Annotated in this window: 16 protein-coding genes and 1 tRNA gene; 11 read left to right on the top strand and 6 right to left on the bottom strand. The window is 60.7% G+C overall.

The genetic code is table 11. The features are described from left to right. The first annotated feature begins 44 nt into the window (after positions 1 to 44). From VCB98_RS06420 to VCB98_RS06395, 6 genes are all read left to right on the top strand, one after another. Positions 45 to 722, top strand: a complete 678-nt coding sequence (locus VCB98_RS06420) for a 50S ribosomal protein L25/general stress protein Ctc (RefSeq protein WP_346051076.1) — start codon at positions 45 to 47, stop codon at positions 720 to 722. A gap of 69 nt (positions 723 to 791) precedes the next feature. Further along, a complete protein-coding gene (gene pth / locus VCB98_RS06415) occupies positions 792 to 1370 on the top strand; it encodes an aminoacyl-tRNA hydrolase (protein ID WP_346051075.1) in 579 nt (192 codons plus the stop codon). A gap of 22 nt (positions 1371 to 1392) precedes the next feature. Further along, positions 1393 to 2484: a redox-regulated ATPase YchF gene (gene ychF / locus VCB98_RS06410; protein ID WP_346051074.1), complete on the top strand. Its 1092-nt coding sequence runs from the start codon at positions 1393 to 1395 to the stop codon at positions 2482 to 2484. A gap of 91 nt (positions 2485 to 2575) precedes the next feature. Further along, a tRNA-Met gene (locus VCB98_RS06405) sits at positions 2576 to 2652 on the top strand. 362 nt (positions 2653 to 3014) lie between these two features. Beyond that, positions 3015 to 4988, top strand: a complete 1974-nt coding sequence (locus VCB98_RS06400) for a hypothetical protein (RefSeq protein ID WP_346051073.1) — start codon at positions 3015 to 3017, stop codon at positions 4986 to 4988. A 128-nt stretch (positions 4989 to 5116) separates the two neighbouring features. Further along, positions 5117 to 5755 carry a YiaD family glycine zipper/OmpA-like lipoprotein gene (locus tag VCB98_RS06395; RefSeq protein ID WP_346051117.1) on the top strand — a complete coding sequence of 213 codons (639 nt, stop codon included), beginning with the start codon at positions 5117 to 5119 and terminating at the stop codon, positions 5753 to 5755. Between the two features lie 76 nt (positions 5756 to 5831). Here the strand turns inward: VCB98_RS06395 and VCB98_RS06390 are convergent, their stop codons facing one another. From VCB98_RS06390 to pepQ, 3 genes are all read right to left on the bottom strand, one after another. After that, positions 5832 to 7193, bottom strand: coding sequence for a Na+/H+ antiporter NhaC family protein (locus VCB98_RS06390; RefSeq protein ID WP_346051072.1), 1362 nt, complete (start codon positions 7191 to 7193; stop codon positions 5832 to 5834). Positions 7194 to 7258: 65 nt separating this feature from the next. Continuing rightward, entirely contained in the window at positions 7259 to 8239 is a 981-nt protein-coding gene (locus VCB98_RS06385) for a DUF4438 domain-containing protein (RefSeq protein ID WP_346051071.1), read from the bottom strand. A 12-nt stretch (positions 8240 to 8251) separates the two neighbouring features. Continuing rightward, positions 8252 to 9580: a Xaa-Pro dipeptidase gene (pepQ, locus tag VCB98_RS06380; protein WP_346051070.1), complete on the bottom strand. Its 1329-nt coding sequence runs from the start codon at positions 9578 to 9580 to the stop codon at positions 8252 to 8254. Positions 9581 to 9669: 89 nt separating this feature from the next. On the opposite strand from pepQ, the gene VCB98_RS06375 reads away from it, so the two are divergent. The 4 genes from VCB98_RS06375 to VCB98_RS06360 all read left to right on the top strand — a co-directional run bounded on the left by VCB98_RS06375 (position 9670) and on the right by VCB98_RS06360 (position 17798). Continuing rightward, positions 9670 to 11796: a LysM peptidoglycan-binding domain-containing protein gene (locus VCB98_RS06375; protein ID WP_346051069.1), complete on the top strand. Its 2127-nt coding sequence runs from the start codon at positions 9670 to 9672 to the stop codon at positions 11794 to 11796. 82 nt (positions 11797 to 11878) lie between these two features. Continuing rightward, on the top strand, positions 11879 to 14281 hold the full coding sequence (locus VCB98_RS06370) for a bifunctional diguanylate cyclase/phosphodiesterase (protein ID WP_346051068.1): 2403 nt from the start codon (positions 11879 to 11881) through the stop codon (positions 14279 to 14281). Next, a complete protein-coding gene (locus VCB98_RS06365) occupies positions 14274 to 15197 on the top strand; it encodes a transporter substrate-binding domain-containing protein (RefSeq protein WP_346051067.1) in 924 nt (307 codons plus the stop codon). Before VCB98_RS06370 ends, VCB98_RS06365 begins: the two co-directional genes overlap by 8 nt. Before the next feature lie 18 nt (positions 15198 to 15215). Continuing rightward, positions 15216 to 17798: an EAL domain-containing protein gene (locus tag VCB98_RS06360; protein ID WP_346051066.1), complete on the top strand. Its 2583-nt coding sequence runs from the start codon at positions 15216 to 15218 to the stop codon at positions 17796 to 17798. Between the two features lie 36 nt (positions 17799 to 17834). Here VCB98_RS06360 and VCB98_RS06355 read toward each other — a convergent pair whose 3' ends face one another. Together VCB98_RS06355 and VCB98_RS06350 are read right to left on the bottom strand one after the other, a co-directional pair. Then, positions 17835 to 18047: a hypothetical protein gene (locus VCB98_RS06355; protein WP_346051065.1), complete on the bottom strand. Its 213-nt coding sequence runs from the start codon at positions 18045 to 18047 to the stop codon at positions 17835 to 17837. A gap of 11 nt (positions 18048 to 18058) precedes the next feature. Continuing rightward, on the bottom strand, positions 18059 to 20086 hold the full coding sequence (locus tag VCB98_RS06350; RefSeq protein WP_346051064.1) for a S9 family peptidase: 2028 nt from the start codon (positions 20084 to 20086) through the stop codon (positions 18059 to 18061). 304 nt (positions 20087 to 20390) lie between these two features. Between VCB98_RS06350 and VCB98_RS06345 the strand changes: the two genes are divergently transcribed. Continuing rightward, a complete protein-coding gene (locus VCB98_RS06345; protein ID WP_346051063.1) occupies positions 20391 to 22406 on the top strand; it encodes a putative bifunctional diguanylate cyclase/phosphodiesterase in 2016 nt (671 codons plus the stop codon). A gap of 6 nt (positions 22407 to 22412) precedes the next feature. Here VCB98_RS06345 and doeA read toward each other — a convergent pair whose 3' ends face one another. Continuing rightward, entirely contained in the window at positions 22413 to 23618 is a 1206-nt protein-coding gene (gene doeA / locus VCB98_RS06340; protein ID WP_346051062.1) for an ectoine hydrolase, read from the bottom strand. Positions 23619 to 23759 lie beyond the last annotated feature (141 nt).

The following is a 23759-nucleotide window of genomic DNA, read 5'->3' as shown; positions in this document are numbered from 1 at the left end:
CCGGAAACGACAAGGGATCCATGGATCCATACGGAGAGTAAATCATGTCTGACGATTTCACACTGAATGCAGAAGTCCGTGACGACAAGGGGAAAGGTGCGAGCCGCCGCCTGCGTCGTCAGGGCCGTGTCCCGGGAATCATCTACGGGGGTGGCAAGGACCCCGTGCCGGTTTCCGTGGATCACGATGAACTGATCAACCAGCTGAAGCATGAAGCCTTCTACTCCCACGTGCTGGAAATCAACGTGGGCAAGAAGAAGGAGAAGGCCGTGCTCAAGGATCTGCAGCGCCACGTCTACAAGCCCACCGTGGTCGAGCATATCGACCTTCAGCGTGTGAGCGCCAAGGAAAAGCTGCGCATGCAGGTGCCGCTGCACTTCGAGGGCGAGAAGACCTGCCCCGGCGTCAAGCTTCATGGCGGTGTGATCACTCACAATCTGGTCAACGTGGAAGTCAGCTGCCTGCCCAAGGACCTGCCCGAGTTCATCGAGGTGGATGTGAGCGAGCTGGATATCGGCGACTCCATTCACCTGACGGATCTCAAGCTGCCGTCCGGGGTTGAACTGGTCGAGCTGATGCATGGCGAGGACCATGACCTGCAGGTGGTGTCCATCCACCAGCCCCGTGCTGCCAAGGAAGACGTGGAAGCCGACGAGGCCGAAGCCGCCGATGCCGAGGCCCAGTCCGAGGCCGACGAGAAGAAGGAAGAGGGCGGCGAGTAAGCGTCCACCCGAGCGCGCGGGGGCGGCTGCCCAGGTTGCCGCCCTCCCGCGGCTTGATCAGGGGTTTCAATGTCTGAACAGATCAAGCTCATCATCGGCCTCGGCAACCCCGGGGCCGATTACGTTGATACCCGGCACAATGCCGGCTTCTGGTACGTGGAAGAATTGGCTGCCCGCTATGGTGGCCTGTTCAGTGGTGAGCGGAAGTTTCATGGCGAGATGGCGCGTATTCACGTGGGTCGGCATGATCTGCGCCTGTTGCGTCCCCTGACTTACATGAATCGCAGTGGCCAGTCCGCCCGGGCGGTAATGGATTTCTTCCGTATCCGGCCTGAAGAAGTGCTGGTGGCCCATGATGAGCTGGACCTGGCGCCGGGGACCGTGCGCCTGAAGTGGAATGGTGGCCATGGAGGCCACAATGGACTGCGGGATCTGGACCGGCACATCGGCCGGGATTTCCGTCGTTTGCGAATCGGAATCGGTCATCCCGGGCATGCCGCGGCGGTGGTGGGCTATGTTCTCAAGCGCCCGGGCAGCGAGGATGAGGCCCTGATTCGCGAATCCATCCGGGATGCCGCCGACGCCCTGCCGGCCATCCTCGACGATGGCCTGGAGGCGGGCATGAACCGCCTGCACACACGGGCCTGAGCGCGATATTGGAGAATCTTTAATGGGAATCAAGTGTGGCATCGTGGGTCTGCCGAACGTGGGCAAGTCCACGCTTTTCAATGCCTTGACTGCGGCCGAGATCCCGGCCGAGAACTATCCCTTCTGTACCATCGATCCCAATGTGGGAGTCGTACAGGTGCCGGACCCTCGTCTGGAGCGGATCGCCGAGATCGTCAAGCCGCAGAAGATCATTCCCACCACCATGGAGTTCGTGGATATTGCCGGCCTGGTGGCCGGGGCCTCCAAGGGCGAGGGCCTGGGTAACCAGTTTCTGGCTCATATCCGCGAGACCGATGCCATTGCCATGGTCGTGCGTTGTTTTGAGGATGATGATGTCACCCATGTGGCCGGCAAGGTGGAGCCGCTGGCGGATATCGACACCATCGGTACCGAATTGGCCCTGGCCGACCTGGATACGGTGGAAAAGGCCATGCAGCGAACCCAGAAGGTGGCCAAGTCCGGCGACAAGGATGCGCGCGCACGGCTGGTGATTCTGGAGAAGCTTCAGGGGCACCTGGCGGAAGGCCAGCCGGTTCGCAGTCTGTTGCTGGATGAGGACGAGACTCAGGCCATCCGCGACTATCATTTGCTGACCGCCAAACCTCTGATGTATATCGCCAACGTGGATGAGTCCGGATTCGAGGACAATCTCCTGCTTGAGCAGGTGCGGTCCCATGCCGAGAATGAATCGGCCGAGGTGGTGCCGGTCTGCGCCGCCCTGGAAGCCGAGATTGCCCAGCTTGAGCCCGAGGAGCAGAGCGAGTTTCTGGCGGATGCCGGCATGGACGAGCCTGGCCTGAATCGGGTCATTCGCGCCGGCTATCGTCTTCTGGGGCTGGAGACCTACTTTACTGCGGGTGAAAAGGAAGTTCGGGCCTGGACGGTCAAGGCCGGTTCCAGCGCCCCCAAGGCGGCGGCCGTGATTCATACCGACTTCGAGAAGGGTTTTATCCGTGCCGAAGTGGTTTCCTACGAGGATTTCACCGCCTGCGGCGGCGAGCAGGGCGCCAAGGATGCCGGCAAGTGGCGCCTGGAAGGCAAGGATTACATTGTTCAGGAAGGCGACATCATCCATTTTCGTTTCAATGTTTGATGCCGGTTTTGGCGCTTGACAGCGAGCGCTGATCACGCCAAAATCCCGCATCTGCCGGCTCTCTTCCCGAGACCGGTCCTGTTTGAAAAATGGCTATGTAGCTCAGTTGGTTAGAGCACAGCATTCATAATGCTGGGGTCGGTGGTTCGAGCCCACCCATAGCCACCAGTTTCGATGCCAGAGAAGGCGGGGTGGCCAGGGCCTGCCCATTACCCACAACGCCCGTGTCAGAGTCCCGCAATTCGATCTCGGCAAGGCGCCGCTCACCGGAAGAGTGGTAGGCTTTCCAGGAGCGGCAACGCCGCCGAGGCCGAATTGCGGCGCTTCCTTCGACGAGTCGCTGGCCGGCCATTTCCTGCGTTGCGCTTGCCTGAAAGGTAATCAGCCTTCCCGCACAAGCGCGCCCTGAATCCGACCGGTCGGTAACGCGCTGACGTGGGCCTTGCGGGTAGTGGGCAGGCCGATAGGGCCCCCCGCCTTTTTTGTTACCGCGTCTGCTGGCGTGGATGTGTTTAGCCCGGAGAGAAAGTATGTCCTTGTTTTCCCGTTCACGTGCCTGGTCTGTTCTGCTGTTGGCCGCGTTTCTTCTGCCGTTGATGGCCTGTGAGTCCATTGATGACGACGGCGACTTTGCGGTCGAGATTCGTACCGCCGCGGCACAGGGTATTCCATTCAATACCCTCGTCGAACTTCATGCCGGGATCGATGAGCCGCGGGAAACCTGGACGGCTCGCGTTGATCCCAATGGGGTGCTGCGGTTTCGCTTCGAGGAAGACAATCTCCCTCATCCCCGGGATTTCATCTGGCTGGAAGCGCAGGTTCAGCGGGCTGATGGCGTGCTGATTGATCTGAAAGTGCTGGTGGATGAATGGCAGCACATCGAAGCGGCGGTTGATGAAGACGGTCAAATCACGCCCAATGAGTTCCCGCGTCTGTTCTTTTCCGCCCTGCGCCTCGTCGAGAGCGAAATGCTGGAGCATGAGGCGGATGGCCTCATCCGCGATGGCGAAAAGCTGCGTCAATATCTGGATGAGCTGGATGCGCAGGTCCTGCTGGACAGTACCACCGCGCTGATGGTCGCTCTGAATACCAGCGACCCGGGCTTTCCCGATGAGCTGGATGAAATCAGAAAGCTGTTCACCCAGCCTGAAATCACCCGAGACCTGATTCTTCAAGCCGGTGACACCCAACCGGATCTGCTGGCAGAAATTCGCACGAGGGTTCTGGATCAGGCCGATCGGAAAGCCGGCTGGAATGAGCCGTCGGAGCTGCTTGGTCGCTTTGCCATGCATTTGCCACGCTTTCCCGGCATTACCGGCGATGTCTTCCGTTTCGATACCGAAAGCAGTGGCCGTATTGGTGCCCCCGAAGGCCAGGATGACTTCAGCTGGTGGCTGGAGGATGGCTCGGTCAAGATCGATTTTGCCGGTGACCTGACCTGGCGTGGCTCTGAACTGCAACAGGACGAAGACGGTAACCCGGTCACGGCAGAGTTTACCGAGCGGTATGATTCTGCTCGCTTCCACCGGATTCTTGCTGGAGAAGAATCGAACCTGATTCTGGTTCAGGCGGAGTTCGAGCGCGTATTCGACGATGAAGAATTCGGGACCCAGACGCGCACCGCAACCCGCGCAATGACGGGTTGGTTCGGCAGCAAGGATGAGCTTCCGGTAGAGGAAGTGGAGGGGCGTTGGGTCCTCAACCTTCCGGACAGTGATCTGGACGAACAGGTGGCCTCCCTGCGCCTTGACCCCAACAACATGGGTGAAGTCGAATTTGGTGGCTGGAAGGCCGGCGAAACCATCAATTGGAGCAGTGATGAGTCACAACTGATTTTCGAGGCACCGGATGGCCGCCTGGAAATCGAATTTGTGCGCCCCTCCCGCAACGGTTGGGTTGGCATCATCACCGAACTGGACGAGACCGGGGCAGTAATTTCCGAGTCCGTGGACCTGATCGACCGGGGCGATTCGGCGTTTGACCCCAATGATGTGGCCGGAACCTACTGGCCTTTCGGCGGCAATGTGGCGCCTGGTATGGACAGCGCCACGGCTTTCCGCATTCGACTGACGACCGCCCAGGAAGGTGAAGAGGGGCAGGCCCAGTCCATGCGATCGGTGGGTTGGGTTGTTGAGGATGGCGATGTTGTCATCCGCAGTTGCTTCGACGAGGAAGAACAGGTCTGGGTCGGCCTGCAGGAAGACCCGGACGAGGAACTGGTATGCACCGAGTTCCGCCGCCGCACCTGGGATCTGGTCCGGATTTCCGAGCGTGATGAGGACGATGACGACTATGTGATCGTTGAGACCCTGGAGGTCTGGAACAACGAGGACCTCAGCGAGCCGCCCAACAACACCTTCTTCAAGCGCCTGTATTTCGTGGAGCGGCGCAGCCCTGAAGTGGGCGGCGAAGAACAGCAGGCCGGCCATGTGGCATCCCCCCTGGCGGACATCCTGGTTCCCGGGCGTGGTCATCCTGACCCGGAAATTGGCGGCGAACGTTGATTTAGGCTCGACAACCTCCATCTTGGCCTGCAATAGTGCACCTTGGTTGGTCTGTCACAGGAGAGACGCAGATGAAAACGAATTCGCGAGGATTTGGCCGCCTTGTTCCGGGCGTGACGGTGGGCTTGATGGCGTCGATGGTCCTGGCAGCCTGCACCACACTGGATCCCTATACCGGCGAGGAGCAGCGCGCTCGAGCAACAACCGGTACGGTGGTCGGTGCGGTGACGGGTGCCATTCTCGGGGCAGCCACGGCCAGTGATCGCCGTGAACGCCAGCGTCGGATGCTGATTGGCGCCGGTGTGGGCGCTCTGAGTGGTGGCGCCGTGGGTGCCTATATGGATCGTCAGGAGGCCGAGCTTCGGGAGCGACTGGAAGGGACCGGTGTATCGGTCACCCGGGACGGGGATCAGATTCATCTGAACATGCCGGGTGACATCACTTTCGACTTCGATAGCGATGCCGTGCGCTCTGAGTTCTACGAAGTGCTGGATTCGGTGGCGGTGGTGTTGGAAGAATTCGATCAGACCGTGGTTGAGGTAGCCGGGCATACTGACAGCACGGGCGCGGCAAGTTATAACCAGCGTTTGTCCGAGCGACGGGCTCAGTCGGTTTCAAGGTATCTCCTGTCCCAGGGCTTGATTGAGGAGCGTATGCTGGTGGTGGGTTACGGTGAGGATCAGCCCGTGGCCAGTAATGACACTGAAGAGGGTCGTCGCCAGAACCGCCGGGTGGAACTGACCCTGGTGCCGGTGACCGATGATTGAAGTCTGAGCAAACAATCACAGCCATGAAAAAAGGCCGCTTTTGCGGCCTTTTTTCATGGCTGTGATGCCGATATCTTCAAAGCCCCATCATCAAACCCGCCAGGGCATATCCCACCAGCGCCAGAACCCCGGCCACCAGAGCGTAGGGGATCTGGGTGCGGACATGTTCAAGGTGATCACAGCCCGCACCCAGTGAGGAAATGATGGTGGTGTCGGAAATGGGCGAGCAATGATCACCGAAAACGCCACCCCCCATGACTGCCGCCAGGATCAGGGACGGGGGTACATCCATGGCTGCCGCCAGTGGCAGGGCGATGGGAATCAGGATGCCGTAGGTACCCCAGGAAGTGCCGGTGGTAAAGGAAATGATGGCACCGGCCAGGAAGGTCAGTGGGGCGAGCAGGAAAACCGGCAGTGCCGGCCCGAGCATGGCGGCAACAAATTCGCCCGTTCCCAGCCCTCGCATGCTGGCGCCAAGTGCCAGGGCCAGTAGCACCGTGGCCACTACCGGCAGCAGCTTGCCCATGCCCTGAAAGCCCAGTTCCACCAGGCGTCGGTGTTCGAACACGCCGTCCCAGCGGAGTAGCACATAGGCCACCGCCACGGCCAGGGCTGTGGCCCACAGTACCGACTGGGCGCCGGCGCCGGCCAGCAGGCTGCCGTCCCCGGTCAGCCACAGGAAGAACAGGATGCCACCGATCATGGTTCCCACCGGCAGCAGCATGTAGCGGGCACGGGTGGGCTGGATTTCGTAACTATCCACCTGGTTTTCGTCCATCTTCGACTCCGCGGTTTTCAGCGGGCCGTGTACGCGGGTAGTCAGGACGGTGTAAAAGACCAGGGCCAGGGTGAGCAGGGCATAGAAGTTTAGCGGAATGGTCGCGGCCAGCACCGCCACCGGGTTTTCGTACTGGAACTCATCGATCAGCCCCAGCAGATAGGCTCCCCAGCCATTGAACAGTATCAGGATCGCCACCGGTGCACAGGTGGAGTCGATGATATAGGCCAGTCTGGCCCGACTCATGCGGAAGCGGTCGAACAGGCCCCGGGCCACGATACCCGAGGTGAGGATACTCATGTTGGTTTCAATGAAGATCGCGAAACCGGTGAACGTAGGGAGCAACCCGGCCCGGCGGGCATTATTGGTATAGCCGCCGCGAGTCAGCCACTGTACAACCGCCGCCACACCGCCGGAATACTGGATATAATAGAGCAGGGCCCCCACCAGCAGACTGAACATCAGGATGCGGGTGCTGTTGGGGCTCTCGAAGACCGCGGTGGCTCGATCCAGCATGCCGGTAAAGCCACCGCCCGGATTGAACCCTGCCAACAGGGTTTCCGACACGAACAGTGCCGCCAGCAGCGCGACGATCACTTCCCGTTTCCAGATCGCCACGGCAATGGCCACCACCGGTGGCAACAGACTCAGCCATTCCATACCTCAGGGCTCCGGGGCAGGGCCAGCCGGCGGCCCCGGCGGGGCCACCGGTGGCTTCCTTGGATTCAACGGATGGGCAGGAGATTGATGAGGTTCATGTCCTCATCATCCACCAGCTCGATATTGCCGGAAGGTGAAGTGAGCAGCGTGGTGACGCCAGGGCCGTGGCCGGCCACACCGCTGATGCCATGAACGACTACGCCAACACTGATCGCACCACCCCGGTAGATGCGACCGAATTTGTGGTCGGCATCCGTGATGGCAACGATGTCACCGAAGCGAAGACGGTCAAGCCCATACCGTTCCACGACCTCCTCGTCGAAGAACTGGATGTCGTAGTCGCCGGTGAAGACATGATTTCGGCCCAGACCGGAGCCCATGATCTTTGCCGGGATGCGGACGCTGACGGGGACTACCAGCCGATCCTGCTCGTCCAGCCCCATGCCGCGTTCCGTCATGGCCTCCAGTAGGTCCGGGCTCATGTTGCGAATGTAGATGTCGTCGGCATTGCGGGCTTCCATGCCCAGGCCCACGGCCCGGATCTGCATCCGGTCTCCCACCACCAGATCGTCATAGACCTCGTCGGGGAAATCCACCATGACATTCTCAATGCCGCCATGCTTGCCGATCACACGGCCTTCCGCGCCGGCAGCCTCACCACTGATGATGCGCACCCGATTGCCTATCTGGGCCAGTACATTCAGGGCCCGGTTGGCGGTATCACCCGGCGAACCGTTACGAATGCTGACAGCCGGCTCCACATGATCCCCCGCCATGTGCACGGCGGAGTCGCCGGTTCGGAAGTTGTAGGTAATGCCACCCGTGCCCGGGGCGGCCGCGACGGTGCCATCCGGCGATACCCGCAGGGGTGGGTCGGCCTGATGGGGCTGGGTAATCTCGCCAATCACGGCCTGTTCCACCAGTTTGTCCAGATTGACTTCCAGGGGGGTGACATCCCGGGCCTCAGTCTCGCTGGCACAGCCGGCCAGCAGAAGGGCGGCAATCAGTCCCAGCAATTTTACGTTGGGGGCAAAGACTCGTTGCATTCCAGCTCCTCCTTACAGCTTGTCGAAGGCATTCCGGGTCATGTTTTCATGCCCGTCGGCGGTGACCACCACGTCGTCTTCAATGCGGATGCCGCCGAAGGGGCGGAAGCGGTCCACCTGGGTCCAGTTGATGGCCTTCCCTTCCTCGCTTTCCCGGATCGGGTCCAGAAGCTTGTCGATGAAGTACAGACCCGGTTCCACCGTGAGACTCTGGCCGGCGTCCAGCTTGCGGGTGGTGCGCAGATGGGGATGGGCGGCCGGTGGCGGCTCCCGGCTGCCATCGGGGCCGGCCATATGGCCCCCCACATCGTGGACTTGCAGGCCAATGAGATGGCCCAGGCCGTGGGGGAAGAACTTGCGCGTCAGCCCACTTTCAAAGGCCTCTTCCGCCGAAACGGTAATGAAGGACCAGTCGGCAAGCAGGCGGGACAGGGCCCGGTGGGTCTGATCGTGGAGGTCGCCGAAAGAGATGCCGGGACGCAGCTGCTCACAAAGACCCCGCTGGAGGGCATCCATCTCGTCAATCAGGCGGGAAAAGTCGGCGTCACCCCCGGACCAGGTCCGGGTTATATCGGATGCATACCCCTTGAAGGCGGCACCGGCATCGATCAGAAAGGAGCGGGCCTCGGCCGGGGCCTGGCGTTCCAGATGGTCATAGTGGAGGGTGGAACCGTTCTCGTTGAGGGCAATGATGGCCGGGTAGGGGAGCTCGGCCTGGGTGTGGCTGCAGGCAGTGCAGAAGGCCTGATGAATCTCGAATTCGCTCGCCCCCTCACGGAATGCCCGTGCCGCGGCCTGGTGCGCTTGTGCCCCGAGTCGGTTGGCCTCGCGCATGCATTGGATTTCGTAATCCGTCTTCCAGGCCCGGTAATAGTGGAGATGATTGAGCAGATCCTCCGGGTTGCGTCGGCATTCACCCAGAGCCGCCGGCGGTGCCTCACCCAGATAGACGGGGTGGCGAAGGGCCACCAGTTGCTTGTCGATCTCGCTGCTGTCCTCGTAGAGCTCGATCTCGAAGGCCCCGGTCCAGTCCCCCTCCGGCGCCTCCGGGGTCTTGTGCCAGAAATCGTTGGGCGCGTGCAGGAGCAGGCGGGGACGCTGGCCGGCCTGATAGACCAGATAGCTGCCCGGATGTCTGGTCAGGGGCGCCCAATAGTTGAAAAGGGGGTTCACCTTGAAGGGATAGGCGATATCATCGAGAAAACGCTGGTGCACCGGCCCGCTGTCGATCACCACCGTGGAGACGCCACAGCGCTCCATGGCATCGTCGAATCGGTGGCGGACGGTTTCAATATGGGCCAGCTGTGCTGAATCGTTGGTCTGGACCGCTGTGCTTGGCATATCCTTGAATCTCTGACTCTGAATGGAGTCGAACAGGATAACCCAGGCGGGCCCTTGCGCGCAGGGGGGTCTAGAGGAGGGATCGCAAAGTGAAAGCCCCAACCCCGCTGGTTTTGCTGCTGCTCGCTCTGCTGGCGGTTTCAGCCAAGGCGGATATTCGAGAAGATTTCGAACGCCCGGCCGCCTTCGAGCCCGATATTGCTTTCTGGACGCGCATCTATACCGAGGTCGGCACGAACGGCGGGCTGCTGCATGACCGTCGCTATCTGGGCGTGGTCTACGAAGTGGTCCGGTTCCCGGAGGGCGCGGAACGGCCCGAGCGCAGGCAGCACCTGGACCAACGCCGGGAGGTCGTGCGAAATCGCTTGCTTGAACTGGCCCGGGACCCCGGCATAGAGGCCGATTGGGCGGAGGAGATGCGCCAGCTCTGGGGCGATGGCGCCGGTCCGGCTGAGTTTCGTGCCGCGGCCGATCGCATCCGGTTTCAGCTCGGTCAGGCCAATCGTTTTCGTGCCGGCCTGGAGCGCTCAGGTCGCTGGGAGGCCCATATCCGGCAGCAGATGCGGGAGCATGGTGTGCCCGAGGGCATGGTCGCCTTGCCCCATGTGGAGTCCTCATTCACCCCCTACGCCCGTTCCCGGGCGGGTGCCGCCGGCATGTGGCAGTTCACCCGGGGTACCGGACAGCGCTTCATGCAGGTGGATCATGTTGTCGATGAGCGCCTGGATCCCTGGCTGTCTTCCCGAGCCGCTGCACAGCTGCTGAGCCACAACTATCAGGTTACCGGTAGCTGGGCCCTCGCCCTGACCGCTTATAATCATGGCGCTGCCGGCGTCAGGCGGGCGGTGTCGATTACCGGCAGCGATGATATTGCCCGCATCGCCCGGGAGTATGAAGGCCGCCGCTTCGGCTTTGCCTCGCGAAATTTTTACCCCGCTTTCCTGGCCGCCCTGGATATCCACGCCGAGCCGGAGCATTACTTTCCCGCCCTGGAGCCCGAGCCCCCGGTTGTGTCCAATGGCCTGGAAATGCCCGCCTATGTCCCGGTGCGGGCCCTGGCCGATGCCCTTGATGTCGCCCCGGATGAGCTTCGGCGGCTGAACCCTGCCCTGCTACGGCCGGTGTGGGACGGCCAGAAGTATGTCCCCCGGGGCTATCCGCTACGATTGCCTGCCAGCGTTGACAGCCTCAACCCGCAAGATCTGCTCTCGCGACTTGATGAGGATCAGCTATTCGCCCGTCAGGCTCCGGACCGCTATCACGTGCTGCGACGGGGCGAGACCCTGTCCCATGTTGCCGACCGCTATGGGGTCAGTCTCAGTCAACTGGTCGCGATCAATGATTTGCGCAATCCCCACCGAGTCAGAGCCGGCCAGCGATTGACACTGCCCGGCAACGATGCGGCCCCGGTCCGGGAGCGCGTGCCCGCCGATGGCCGGTACCAGGTTCGACCGGGGGATAACCTCTCCCTGATTGCAGCCCGCTTCAACACCACCGTGACTCGCCTGAGTGAAATCAATGATCTGGGCAATGGTGACCGGATTTTTCCGGGTCAGGAACTGAAGGTAGCGACGGTGACCCGCAGCCCGGAGGCTGCCGCTGACGATGATGGGCCGACAGGCGAGGTGGCAGAGGCGCCGGAGAAAGCGGCGGATGATGAGTCACCCTCGGCCCTCCCGACGCCCGTCGCCGCAGTGGAAGACGGTCCCGAGGCGATGGAACCGCTTGCCGATGAGGCTCGGAGGGATGGGGGGCATTTGCCGGAAGAGCAGCCGGAACTGGCTGCGGATCCCAGTGATTACGCCGTGGGCGTGGATGGGACGATCGAACTCCGTTGGGGCGAGACCCTGGGCCATCATGCTGATTGGCTGAATATTCGGACTCAGAGCCTGCGTGAGCTCAATGGTTTGCGATTTGGTGATTCGGTGGTCGCGGGCCAGCGCCTGCGACTGGATTTTTCCAGCGTCGAACCGGCCGACTACGAGTCTCGCCGGCTCGCCTTCCATCAGGCGGTGCAATCCCGGTTTTTCAGCCAGCACAGGATCAATGGTGAAAGCCATCATGAAGTGCGGGAGGGGGATTCCCTGTGGAATATCTCCCGCCGCCACGGTGGGCTGCCTGAGTGGCTGCTGCAGCAGTACAACCCCGATCAGAACCTTCGTCGTATTCGGCCAGGGGACGAAATTCGCGTGCCGTTGGTGGAACGACTAGACTGAAATCGCGGGACCGGCGACCTGATCGTCCACAGAGTAACCTGGACAGCTTAACGCTGCGCATGCAGCAATGGGGAGGCTTTTCGTGTCCAGTCCGACCTTGCCTCGTTGGCTGCGCCACCGCCGGCTCAGTCTGCGGGTTATCCTCGTCATCCTCCTGATCAGTGGCCTGTTTACCCTGATCACGGCTTCCTACCAGTTGTACAGTGAGTATCGCCGGGAATATTCCGGTCTTGAGCAGCGTCTGCAGGAAGCCGAGGCCAGTTTTGGTGACAGTCTGGCCCGGAGCGTCTGGGCCCTGGATGAAAACCTGGTGGCCTTGCAGCTACAGGGGATCGCGCAGATTCCCCATGTCACGCGAGTTGAGATTCGTGGGGATATTGAAGCCCGGGTGGGTGAAAGCAGCGATTATCCTCATCAATTGGAACACTTCATTCCTGTAGTCTATACCGGCGAGGATGGCATTCCCCAGGCCCTGGGCAATGTTCGGGTCGAGGCGGACCTCAGAGGCATTCACGAACGTCTCTGGAGCATGGGGCTGGTGATTCTGGCCAGCCAGGCGATCAAGACATTCAGTGTGTCCCTGATATTGCTCTTCGCCTTCTATTATCTGGTAACGCGTCATCTCCAGGCCCTGGCCCGCTTTGCTCGTCGCTTGCGACTGGATCGTCTGGGGCTGCGGCCGAAGCTGGCTCGTCCCGAGCATGGCCTGTTGCGACCGGATGAGCTGGACGATGTGCGCGAGGCTTTCGATCATGCCATTGCCCGAATCCGCCGCGATTTTGCCGCCCGCAACGCCGCCGAAAGGGAACGGAATCTGCTGGCCAGTGCCCTTGAGCAATCGCCTGTCGGTGTCGTGATCATGGACGCGCAAGGGCGGGTCAAGTATCTCAACCCTCGCTTCATTGAATTCAGTGGCTGCAGTAACGAGGAAGTGCTCGGCCGCCAGGCCTTCCAGCCAGGAGGGTGGTTCCACCAGCGTATCAGTCTGCCCCGAGGTGCCAGTGACCCCTGGGAAACGGTGCAGGCAGGTGAAGAGTGGCAGGGTGAGCTTCGCTTTCGGCGGCAAGATGGTCAGTTTCGCTGGTGTCGGGGATTTGTCAGGTCGCTGAGCGATGGTGATCAGCGCTACTTTCTTGCCCTGCTTGAGGACACCACCCAGCTTCGGGCGGTTCAGGAGCGACTGGATTTTCACACTCGATTTGACCCCTTGACGGAGCTGCCTAATCAGATACTGGCCTACGAGTATCTCGCCGGAGAGTTGAATGCCTTGGATGGGACGCAGCGCCTGGCGTTGTTGTTTCTGGACCTGGACAACTTCAAATACGTCAATGACAGCCTGGGCCACGGTGTTGGGGATGAGTTGCTCAATACCATTGCCGGGCGGCTGCGCAGGTATTCAGACGACGACTGGATACCGGCTCGATTCGGCAGTGATGAATTCCTGGTTATCGTTCCCAGTGTCGGCGAGGAAGGCGAGCTGGTGGCGCGTCTGGAAGCACTCATGAATGCTTTGCGGGAGCCGATGATTCTTTCCGGTGAGAACTTCTTTCCATCGGTCACGGGCGGTGCGGCAATCTATCCGGATGCGGGGGATAATGCCCGTGCCCTGCTCCAGGCTGCTGATACCGCCTTGTATGCAGCCAAGGCGGAGCGCAAGAACTCCCTCCGTTTCTATGACCCCCAGTTGGGTGTGGAGACCCAGCATCGCCTGACACTGGAAAGTGACCTTCGTCAGGCCCTGGCCGAAGGGCAGTTTGAGTTGCACTATCAGCCGGTGATCGACTTGAACAGTGGCCAGCCGGAGAGTCTCGAGGCGCTGATCCGGTGGCGTCACCCAAGCCGTGGTCTGATTCCGCCGGATGAGTTCATACCCCTGACCGAAGAGAATGGCCTGATCCTGCCCATCGGCGAATGGGTCCTCAGGACCGCCCTTGGGGACCTGGCTCAACTGCGCCGAACCCTGGGGCTGGAGGGGCTGACCATGGCAGTCAATCTCTCACCCCGCCAACTTGTGGAGGGCGACCTGTCCGAGACAATCAGTGATGCACTTCAGCAAGTCGGACTTCCCGGTGATGCCCTGCAATTGGAGTTGACAGAGCGCTTGTTTCTGGAAGAGTACTTCGCCACTCGACAGAAACTGAAGCAGTTGGAGGGGATGGGGATAGCCCTGGTGGTTGATGACTTCGGAACGGGCTATTCCGCCTTGGCCTATCTTCGCCGTTTTCACGTCAACACCCTCAAGGTCGACCGGGAGTTTGTTCGTGATATCAGTGAAGATGAAGATGATGCGCTTTTGACTCAGGCAATCATATCCCTTGCCCACGACCTCAAGATTCAGGTTGTGGCGGAAGGGGTGGAGACGGCGGTGCAACTGAATTACCTGCGTCAATGCGGTTGCGAGAAAGGTCAGGGGTATTATTTTGCGCGGCCAATGCCCTTCGTTGAAACCGAGGCTTACCTTCTTCAGGTGATCGCCGATGCCTGACTCATTCCCAAGCCAATTCGTATTGCGTGGCGCGCTCCTTCTTCTTGGGTTTACCTTGTTGTTGGCCCCGATCTCGTTAACGGCAGAGGAGACCGTGATTCGTCACATCAAGCCGGATGTGGAAGAGGAGGCCAGGGACGCCTATTTTGTTGAATTGCTGAGTCTTGCCATGGAGCAGACGCAAGAGAGTCATGGCCCCTTCCGTCTCGAGAGGGCGCCGATCCGCATGACCCAGAGTCGGGCCATGCGTGAGATGCGCCATGGACGCCATGTGGACGTGGTCTGGACCATGACTTCCCGTGACAATGAATCAGGCTGGTTGCCTGTCCGCGTCCCTCTCTTGCGAGGTCTGTTGGGTGTCAGGGTGCCTGTGGTGGCGGCGGAGCATGTGAACCGCATGGAAGCCGTGACCGATCTCAGCGAGTTGCGGCGCTTCGTGGCCGCGCAGGGTCATGACTGGCCGGATACGGGTATTCTGAGGGCCAATGATGTCAGGGTGGAAACCAGCTCCGATTATGAAGCCCTTTTCCGGATGGTGGCCGGGGGGCGAGTGGATTTCCTGCCCAGGGGTGTTATTGAGGTTTGGGCTGAGGAGCAAATCTACCGGCGGTATGACCTGGCGCCGGGCAACGGTCCCCTGATTGCCTACCCAGCGCCCATTTATTTCTTCGTCGCCCCGGAAAATCATGCCTTGGCAGAGCGCCTCGAAGCAGGATTGCTGAAGGCCTTGGATGACGGCAGCTTTCTGAGCTTATTTGAATCTCATCCCGCGAACCGCCTGGCCATCAGCCGTTTCCTGGAGACCGATCGCGCGGTCATCTGGCTGGATAATCCCAATCTAACTGAGGAAACTCCCACCGATGAGGCGGATTTCTGGGTAGAAAGGGTGTTCGAACAGCTGAGTAATGCGCCTTAAGCGCCTATACTCTGGATCATGATCAAGGAACCCGGCACCACCAGTGAGAAATTGCCTGGCGACGACAGGCTCTACCGGCGGCTGTTCGAGGCCTCCACCCACGCGGTGTTGGTTTATACCTCCAGCCAGATAGTGGCCGCCACTCCGGCGGCTGTCAGACTGTACGGTTATTCCGATGTGTCCCAGATCATCGGGCGGCACCCGGCTGACCTCTCACCCCCAAAGCAAGCGGATGGTCTGGACTCCCGAGCAGGGGCGGCAAGTCACATTCGCGAGGCCTATGCATCCGGCATCAGCCACTTCGAGTGGCTCCATCAACGCGCGGATGGCACCACCTTCCCTGCTGAAGTCTCCATGACCCGTCTTGATTTTCAGGAAGGTCCGGTGCTGCGTGCCACTATCCGAGATTTGTCGGAACAGAAGGAGATGGAAGCCCGATTGCGACAACGCGCGGATAGCCTCGAACACCGCCTGCATGAGCGCAACCAGGAATTGCTGGAGAGCAACCAGGCGCTGGAGCGGGAAGTGGCTGCCCTGCAGAATACCGAACGGGCGCTGTCGGATCAAAAGGCCTTTTTCAAGCAGCTCTTTGATGCCTCACCCGAAGGCATTGTGCTCCTGGACCGGGAGGACCGGATTCTGAAAGTGAACCAGGCCTGGCTCGATATATTTGGTTACCAGGTGGAAGAGGTTGCAGGGCGCACCATCAATGAATTGATTGTTCCCGATATGCTCGAGCAGGAGGGGAGTACTCTCTCGGAGACGGTTCTGGATCGTCGACCGGTCCAGGCTGAGACCAAACGCCAGAGGAAGGACGGGGTACTGGTGGATGTCTCCATCCTGGGGGCACCGGTACTGATTGGCGATGACCAGATCGCGGTCTATGGCATTTATCGGGATATTAGCGGCCAGCGGCGCATGGAGGAGGAGAGCCGTCTGGCCGCTGCTGCACTGGAGAATACGGCTGAAGGGGTCATGATCCTGGACCGTGATCGTCGCGTGGTGAAAGTCAATAAGGCGTTTGCCCGGATTACTGGCTATGGGAAACAGGAAGTGATTGGTCGGCCCATGCCGTTTCGTTCCCTGCAGCGGGAACGGGGTGAAGATGATCGTGATATCTGGCGTGCCCTGGATCAGGACGGGCATTGGGAAGGGGAGGTGTGGAATCGAAGGAAGGGTGGTGAGACTTATCCGGAACTGCTAAGCCTGAGCACGCTCAAGGATGGGCAAGGGCAAGTCAGTCATTACGTTTGCGTCTTTAATGACATCAGTGAGCATAAGGAATATCAGCGCCAACTGGAGTTTCTCGCGCATCACGATACATTGACAGGCCTGCCCAATCGTACTCTCTTTCAGCAGGAATGCCAGCAGGCGATTGGCCGAGCCAAGCGCAGCGGCAAGGTGGTGGGTATCCTGTTTCTGGATATGGATCATTTCAAGACCATCAATGACTCTCTTGGACATCCGGTAGGGGATCGCTTCCTCAAGGATGTGGCGAGCAGACTCAAGGAAGTGATACGGGAAAGCGATCTGGTTTCCCGCTTCGGTGGCGATGAATTCGCCATCCTGGTGGATAATATAGACGACCCGGAGGACGTGGCCACGGTTGCCAACAAGGTCCGCGAGGTCCTGTCGGAGCCGGTGCGGGTGGATGAGTACGAACTGGCAGCTTCTTGCAGTATAGGCATCAGTCTTTTTCCCGCCGATGGTGAGGATGCCTCCTCCCTGTTACGGAATGCAGATACCGCCATGTATCGGGCCAAGGAAAAAGGCAGAAATTGCATTCAGTTCTTCTCCGCGGATATGAATGCTCGGGCCTATGAAGAGCTATTGATGTCCAAGGCCTTGCGAGATGCTCTGGATCAGGAGCAATTCGTTCTCCACTATCAGCCTTCCGTCTGCCTGGATACATTCAAGATCGTTGGTGTGGAAGCTCTGGTCCGCTGGGAGCACCCGGAGCAGGGTCTGGTGCCACCCTCTACCTTCATTCCGCTGGCCGAAAGGAATGGCCTGATTGGCGAGCTTGGCCGCTGGGTGTTCCGGGAGGCCTGCCGTCAGGCGGTGGCCTGGCGGGATCAGGGGCTACCGTCCTTGCGAATGGCCGTCAATGTTTCAGCTCGCCAGTTTGGGCAGCGGCATTTGATTACCGAGTTGTCACGGGAAATCGACAGCAGTGGAATGCTGGCCTCGGATCTCCACATCGAAATCACCGAAAGCATGATGATGGAAAACCCGGATCGGGCCCGGCGGACGTTGGAAGCAGTGGCCCGCATGGGTGTGGATATTGCGGTGGATGACTTCGGGACGGGGCACAGTTCCCTGAGCTATCTGAAAGACTTTCCCATCCATTATTTGAAAGTGGATCGCAGTTTCGTCATGGGGCTGCCGGAGGATCAGGATGCCCTGGCTATTGTCCGCGCCATTGTGGCCATGGCCAAGAATCTCAAGCTGAAGGTAATTGCCGAGGGTGTGGAGACCGCCCGTCAGCGAGACCTGCTGGCGGAGATGGGTTGCGACGAGGCACAGGGGTACTTCTTCAGCCGACCGCGCCGAGCGGCGGACATAGCGCAACTGCTCAAGGAAAACCGGCCACTGCCCTGAGCGACCATGGGGTCGCCAGGGCAGTGGCGGCCAGGATTAGCGGTCCACTGCTTCCAGCGTGATGCTGGGAATATCGCCCTTGCGGGAAAACTGATGCTCCCGACCCATGTCCTCCATAGCCCGGTTACGCTCCTCCGCTGAGCGGTACCAGCGGAAGCTTTCCCAGTCACTGCCCAGAAGATGGGGAAGTGCCAGGGGGTCTCCCTGTGGCAGCGTGATGCGAATCCCGTATCGTTTCTGTTCACTCATGTTCCTATCCCTCAGATCCGGTCGCCGTGATCCAGATCGGCCGGTGGCAATTCTTCTTCGCCATCGCGGATAAAGTGATCCATCCAGCGCATCAGTCGCATGACGTACTCGCGTTGGCTGGTGGCATTGCGGTTACCGTGACCCTCGCCGGGGAAGGTCACCATGCGCACCGGGACATTGTTCTGCACCTTGAGGGTCCGATAGAGCTCCATGGACTGCCCCACATGCACCCGGGTATCCGCCTCACCATGCATGATCAGGATGGGCGTGCGGGATTGCTCGGCATGATAGATGGGGCTTCGCTTGAGGGAAAACTCCCAATCATCCCAGGGCCACTTGCGGGCATGCACCAGCATCAGTTCCTGGGGAATGTCCGAGGTGCCGAACTTGGAGATATTGTTGCTGATGCCTACGAACATCACGCTGGCTGCAAAGTGCTCGGTCTGAGCGGTTGCACCCCAGGCGGAAGCATAGCCGCCGTAGGAACCGCCGGTGATCCCCACCTTGTCACCATCAACCAGCCCGGTTTCCACCAGGTGCTCCTTGGCGTCGACGATATCGTCAAATTCAGCCCCAGCGGCGTCGGCCTGCCCGAGCATGGAGAATTCCACTCCTCGAGCCGTGCTGCCACGATAGTTCGGATAGAACACGGCATAACCCCGGGCGGCTGCCACCTGGCCCGGGTTGGAATAGTTGGTATTCCAGCCATTGGAGATATGGGCTTCGGGACCACCGTGGATGACCATGATCATGGGGTGATTGCCGCGACGACGCTCCCGTAGCGGGCGGATGAGGACACCCTCGAGTTCCAGGCCGTCGCGAGCCTCATGGGTCACCACTTCCTGGGGAGCCAGATCGCGGTCGGCCAACCAGGGATTGGAGTCGGTCCAACGTTCCAGGCTGTCATCCTGATGGACGTGAAGCTCCCGGGGGTGCTCTGGGCTGTCCGCGGCGAAGGCCAGCACACCGCCCCCATTGGACAGACTCAGGGAACGCAGGATGGGCTGCTCCGGCCCAATCAGGATCTCCTCGTTGTCGCCACTGCGGTGGATTCGACCCAGTTCGCTCTGGGTACCGCGGTGGCCGAGCCAGATAATGTGCTCGTCATCTTCCCAGGCCATGGTCTGGATGTGGCCGAGGTACTCATCCGCCTTGATGTTCTTGAACTCACCGCTGTCTACATCGCCCACGACCAGGCGGCCCTCGCGAGGATCATGGATATCCATGCTGCCGACCCAGGCCAGATGTTCTCCATCAGGGGACCAGGCCATGGATCCCAGTTTACCTTCCGTCTCAAAGCGGGTGACCACGTCACCACCATCGGCTTCCACCACCAGGGGGTGGCGGAACATCAGATCGTCATCCACCAGTGGGGTGGGCGCGATCATCATGGCCAGATGTTCGCCATCCGGACTCCAGTGCAGCTGGGACGCGCTGCCTTCGATGTCCAGCTTTTCGGGCTCCCCATCGCCATCAATGTCGGCCGTCCACACTTCCACATCCTGCAGTCGCTCCTCGATGACACGGGCATTGAAGCCCTTGTCCAGCAGTTTCCGACGTTCTTCGGAGGTCGGTTCCGTGGCCAGAAAGGCAACCCGTTCTCCCGAGGGATGCCAGCTGTAGCTGCGGATTCCGGTGGGATGGGTCAGCACGCGTCGTGCCTCGCCGCCCTTGGCTGGAATTACATAGAGAGAGCGCTGGTCGTCACCTTCACGGCGAGCCAGAAAGGAAATGCCGGAACCGTCAGGCAGCCAGTCAATGGCACTGATATTCACCTTGCCAGTGATAAAGGGGCGGCTCTTGCCTTCACCGGTGGCTATATGCAGCTCGCTCCAGGCCGGCCCATTCTCATCCTGGTAGGGATTGCGGGGCACGCTGCGCAGGTAGGCCACCTGTTCACCATCGGGGGAGACCGCCACCTGGGTGACCTGCTGGATGCGATAGAGATCATCCTTGTCCATGCCGTTGGCCAGCACCACGCCGGCCTGCAGGCAGAAGATGCCGAGAACGGCGGTTAGCAGAAAGCGTCTTGCCTTCATTGTCGGAACTCCTGATTGGGTGAAATGGGTTGCCTCGCCCGTAACGGGGCGATCCACCATGTGACAGGCGGAACAGGATAGGCAACCTGACCGTCATTGACCAGTTTTCCGATCTGGTCCGTGCGATTTGACGCGATTTTCCCAATCCACTCGGGTGCCGACGCCAGACTCTTCCGGGCGGTCCCCCTGGGCCGCCAGTATTGCTATGCTGTGGGTACGCAGGGATGTGTTCTCCATGGGGCGGGATGCCGAGAGGTCTTTGGGTTGGCTGTAAGTAGGCCGGCTCGCGGCGCGGGGGCCGACGGTGATTGAACAGGGAGACTTGGTAACGGCTGCGTTGGCGGCCCAGGCTGTCCTGTCCGCGGTTCTGGCGGTTTTCTTCCTGTACTTCCTGCATGACCGCCGCCGACCCTTCCTCAGATTGTGGGGCCTCAGTTTTCTGGCCCTTGCCATTCACGTGGTGCTGTCTCTGCTCACGTATCGTCTGTTGATGGCCGGCCTAGGCCCTGGTCTGCGCCTGCCAGTCTCTGTAGCTGCCCTTGCCGCCGTCTACGCCCAGGTAGCGTTACTGGTGGCGGGCGTCGTCGGCCTGGCTTATCGGCGCTTTTTGACCCCACGCCATCTGGCTGTGGTGGTGATTGTGGTTGCCCTCCTTGGCGGGGCGACTGCTCTGATCGGTGCCTTTGGCCCGGATGCGGCCTCGCTCCGGGTTTTCGTCCGCCTGGGGGTCAAGAACTTCCTGCTGGCCGCGGCGTTCATGGGCGCAGCATGGGTCATTCTCCGCCAGCGCAGCTCGCCGGTTCAGGCAGGCGCACTGTTGGCCGCGGGTGCCATGATTGCCTACGGGCTTCATTTGCTGCACACCCTGGCCATTCAGGTCCTTGGTCCTGCCGGGGTCTGGACGGCCCCCTATGCGCCCTTCCTGCCCATCGGCGATCTTGTCCTTTACGCCCTGATTGGCCTGGGTCTGGTGACCTGGCTGTTTGAGCACGAGCGGGCCGAGGCCCGGGTTGCCCGCAGTGAGGTTTCCCGTCTGTCCTTCTTTGATCCACTCACCGGCCTGCCCAATCGTCGCAACGTCCGGGTGCAACTGGCCAACCGGATCCGTGTATTGAGTGGTACAGGCCTGAAGGTGGCCTTCGCCTTTCTCGACCTGGAGCGTTTCCGGCGGGTCAACGATTCCCTTGGCCATGCCAATGGCGACAAGCTGCTGCGCAGTCTGGCGGAGCGGCTTGATGCGCGGCGCCCGGCACAGGCCACGGTGGCAAGAATATCCAGTGACGAATTTGCCGTCATTCTGACGGATTTGCCGGACGAGGCAGAAGCTCGCACCCATCTGGATTATCTGATGGATGCGGTGCGCGAACCGGTGCATGTGGGTGGGCATGATATTCATCTCGAGTGCGCCTGCGGTTATGCCCTTTACCCCGATGATGCCGAGGATGAGCGGGCGCTTATGCGCGCCGCCGACCTGGCCCATTCCTCGGCGCGGCGTCGTGGTGGCGGGCCGGTGCGTTATCGACGGATCATGGAAGTGGCGGCCGATGAACGCCTGGTGCTTGAATCGGAATTGCGGCGTGCCATCCCGGATGGCCAGCTGCGCCTGCTGTACCAACCCATCGTGGATGCCGAAGGGACTGTCAGGATGGTTGAAGCCCTGGTCCGCTGGCAGCATCCCGAGCGAGGGCTGCTGCTGCCGACTGAGTTCTTGTCCATGGCAACGACCGCTGGGCTGGCCAGCAGCCTTGACTATTGGGTGATGGAATCGGCCTGCCGGCAGATCGTGTCCTGGCGGGATCAGGGGGTGGACCTTCGGGTAGCAGTTAATCTGTCGGCCAACCTCTTCGAGGCGCCCGCGCTACCGTCCACAGTCGAGCGTATTCTGCGTCGAAGCAGCTTGCGGCCAAGTGATCTGCAACTGGAGATTACCGAGCAGGTGGCCATGGAAGATATCGAGGCCGGTAATGCCACCATCGAGCGGCTCAACGAGGTGGGTGTGGCTCTTGCGCTGGACGATTTTGGTACCGGCTACAGCTCCCTGAGCTGGCTCCAGCAGTTGCCGGTCAGCCGGGTGAAAATCGATCGCTCCTTCATTCAGGAGATTGAGCAGGCCCAGGGTCTGGCCATCGTGCGTTCAATAACCGACCTGGCCCATGCCCTGGGTTTGCGGGTTACCGCCGAAGGGGTGGAAAGTGCTCAGCAATGGGCACTGTTGCGCCAGCTGGGCTGCGATCTCTTCCAGGGGTTCCATTTCAGCCAGCCATTGGCCGCCTCGGAGGTGAGGGCGTTCGCTCAGCGACGGCGACTGGCTCAGCTCTGAGGGTCCTCAGCCAGCGCGGTGCTGAACCATCGCGCTGCCGGCCAGAGGACCCGGGCGGAACAGTTTCCGCTCGGGACTTTCGAAAAACGACCGGCACCCGGTCTCGGTGACGACCACCGTCTCGGAGATGCCAAGCAGCTTGTCTCCCTCCACGCCCCACAGCCAGGGGATCAGATGCATGGTCATCCCCGGCTCCAGCGGCCGCCGGTCCCCCGGTTTCAGGCTGAGCATATAGCCTTCATCCCAGCTGGGTGGAAAGGCGATCCCGATGCTGTAGCCGGCACGGGTGATGAGCTCGGCACCCAGACGATTGGCACTGATGATGTGGCGGGCGGCATGATCCACCTCGGCCGAGGTGACCCCCGGTCGGATGCAGTGCATCATTTCCGCCAAGGCTTCCTGGCCGATGGCCTCCGCCTCCCGCATGACTCTGGGGGGCTTGCCGGTCCAGATCGTTCGCATCATCGCGGTGTGGTAGCGACGCACGCAGCCGCCCACTTCCAGAAAGACAGTCTCATTCTCCTGGATGGTCCGGCCCTCCCAGGTGGCATGCCCGATCATGCAGCGAGGGCCGGACACGATATAGGGCGCTACCGCCGGATACTCGCCTCCCGCCCGAAACATGGCTTCATGAACGGCCGCGGCGACATCGTTCTCCGTGGCACCGGGCACGGCGGCTGCTATGCCTGCCGCCATGCCGGCTTCCGTGGCCCGGGCGGCCTTTTCCATCATCGCAAGTTCTTCTTCCGACTTGGTGATCCGCCCGGCCTCCACGATGCCGTAGCAGTCCACGAAATTGCTGCTGTCGAAGCTGGCCAGCATGCGCTCCTGCTGGTAGGCGGGGAAGAAGTAGCTATTGCGCTCGTAGCCGATCCACTGGTCATCCAGACCGAATTCCACCAGGGCATGGTGCAGGGTCTCAATGGCGTCACCGGTATCGGAATAGGGGCGGGTGATTTCCACCCAGGTCCGTGGCCAGACATTGGTTTCTTCCAAACGACGGGTCACCATGAAGGGCTCGTCTTCCAGGGGCACCACCAGGGCCTGGAAGTAGGAATAGCCGGTGGTCTGGTAGCCAGTGAGATAGAGCAGATTGCCCGGGTCGGTAATGATGGCCACATCGATACGGCGTCGCGCCATGCGTTCCCGCAGTTCCCTGAGTCGACGCTCGTATTCGCCGATGGAGAAACTCAGACCGTTGTGATCCCGCATCTTGGCGACTCCCAATCTGTTGACAGGTTCAGCTTTACGCAAGCTGGACCACCCCCGTCAAGTCCCGGAAATGACGGTTGTCAAGCCATTGGGTGGGGCGTCCGCGCTAGAATGGGGACACAATATTGCAGGTTAGGAATG

Origin of the sequence: Natronospira elongata (genome assembly GCF_034931365.1) — a bacterium.
GTDB classification, from domain to species: Bacteria; Pseudomonadota; Gammaproteobacteria; order Natronospirales; family Natronospiraceae; genus Natronospira; species Natronospira elongata.
The sequence above is the reverse complement of the archived record's forward strand: the minus strand, read 5'-3'. Positions and strand labels throughout refer to the sequence as shown.

Excerpts from the sequence above, each read along its gene's own strand:
- VCB98_RS06420 (WP_346051076.1), top strand. The coding sequence starts at position 45 with ATGTCTGACGATTTCACACTGAATGCAGAAGTCCGTGACGACAAGGGG.
- pth (WP_346051075.1), top strand. The coding sequence starts at position 792 with ATGTCTGAACAGATCAAGCTCATCATCGGCCTCGGCAACCCCGGGGCC.
- ychF (WP_346051074.1), top strand. The coding sequence starts at position 1,393 with ATGGGAATCAAGTGTGGCATCGTGGGTCTGCCGAACGTGGGCAAGTCC.
- VCB98_RS06400 (WP_346051073.1), top strand. The coding sequence starts at position 3,015 with ATGTCCTTGTTTTCCCGTTCACGTGCCTGGTCTGTTCTGCTGTTGGCC.
- VCB98_RS06395 (WP_346051117.1), top strand. The coding sequence starts at position 5,117 with ATGGCGTCGATGGTCCTGGCAGCCTGCACCACACTGGATCCCTATACC.
- VCB98_RS06390 (WP_346051072.1), bottom strand. The coding sequence starts at position 7,193 with ATGGAATGGCTGAGTCTGTTGCCACCGGTGGTGGCCATTGCCGTGGCG.
- VCB98_RS06385 (WP_346051071.1), bottom strand. The coding sequence starts at position 8,239 with ATGCAACGAGTCTTTGCCCCCAACGTAAAATTGCTGGGACTGATTGCC.
- pepQ (WP_346051070.1), bottom strand. The coding sequence starts at position 9,580 with ATGCCAAGCACAGCGGTCCAGACCAACGATTCAGCACAGCTGGCCCAT.
- VCB98_RS06365 (WP_346051067.1), top strand. The coding sequence starts at position 14,274 with ATGCCTGACTCATTCCCAAGCCAATTCGTATTGCGTGGCGCGCTCCTT.
- VCB98_RS06360 (WP_346051066.1), top strand. The coding sequence starts at position 15,216 with ATGATCAAGGAACCCGGCACCACCAGTGAGAAATTGCCTGGCGACGAC.
- VCB98_RS06355 (WP_346051065.1), bottom strand. The coding sequence starts at position 18,047 with ATGAGTGAACAGAAACGATACGGGATTCGCATCACGCTGCCACAGGGA.
- VCB98_RS06350 (WP_346051064.1), bottom strand. The coding sequence starts at position 20,086 with ATGAAGGCAAGACGCTTTCTGCTAACCGCCGTTCTCGGCATCTTCTGC.
- doeA (WP_346051062.1), bottom strand. The coding sequence starts at position 23,618 with ATGCGGGATCACAACGGTCTGAGTTTCTCCATCGGCGAATACGAGCGT.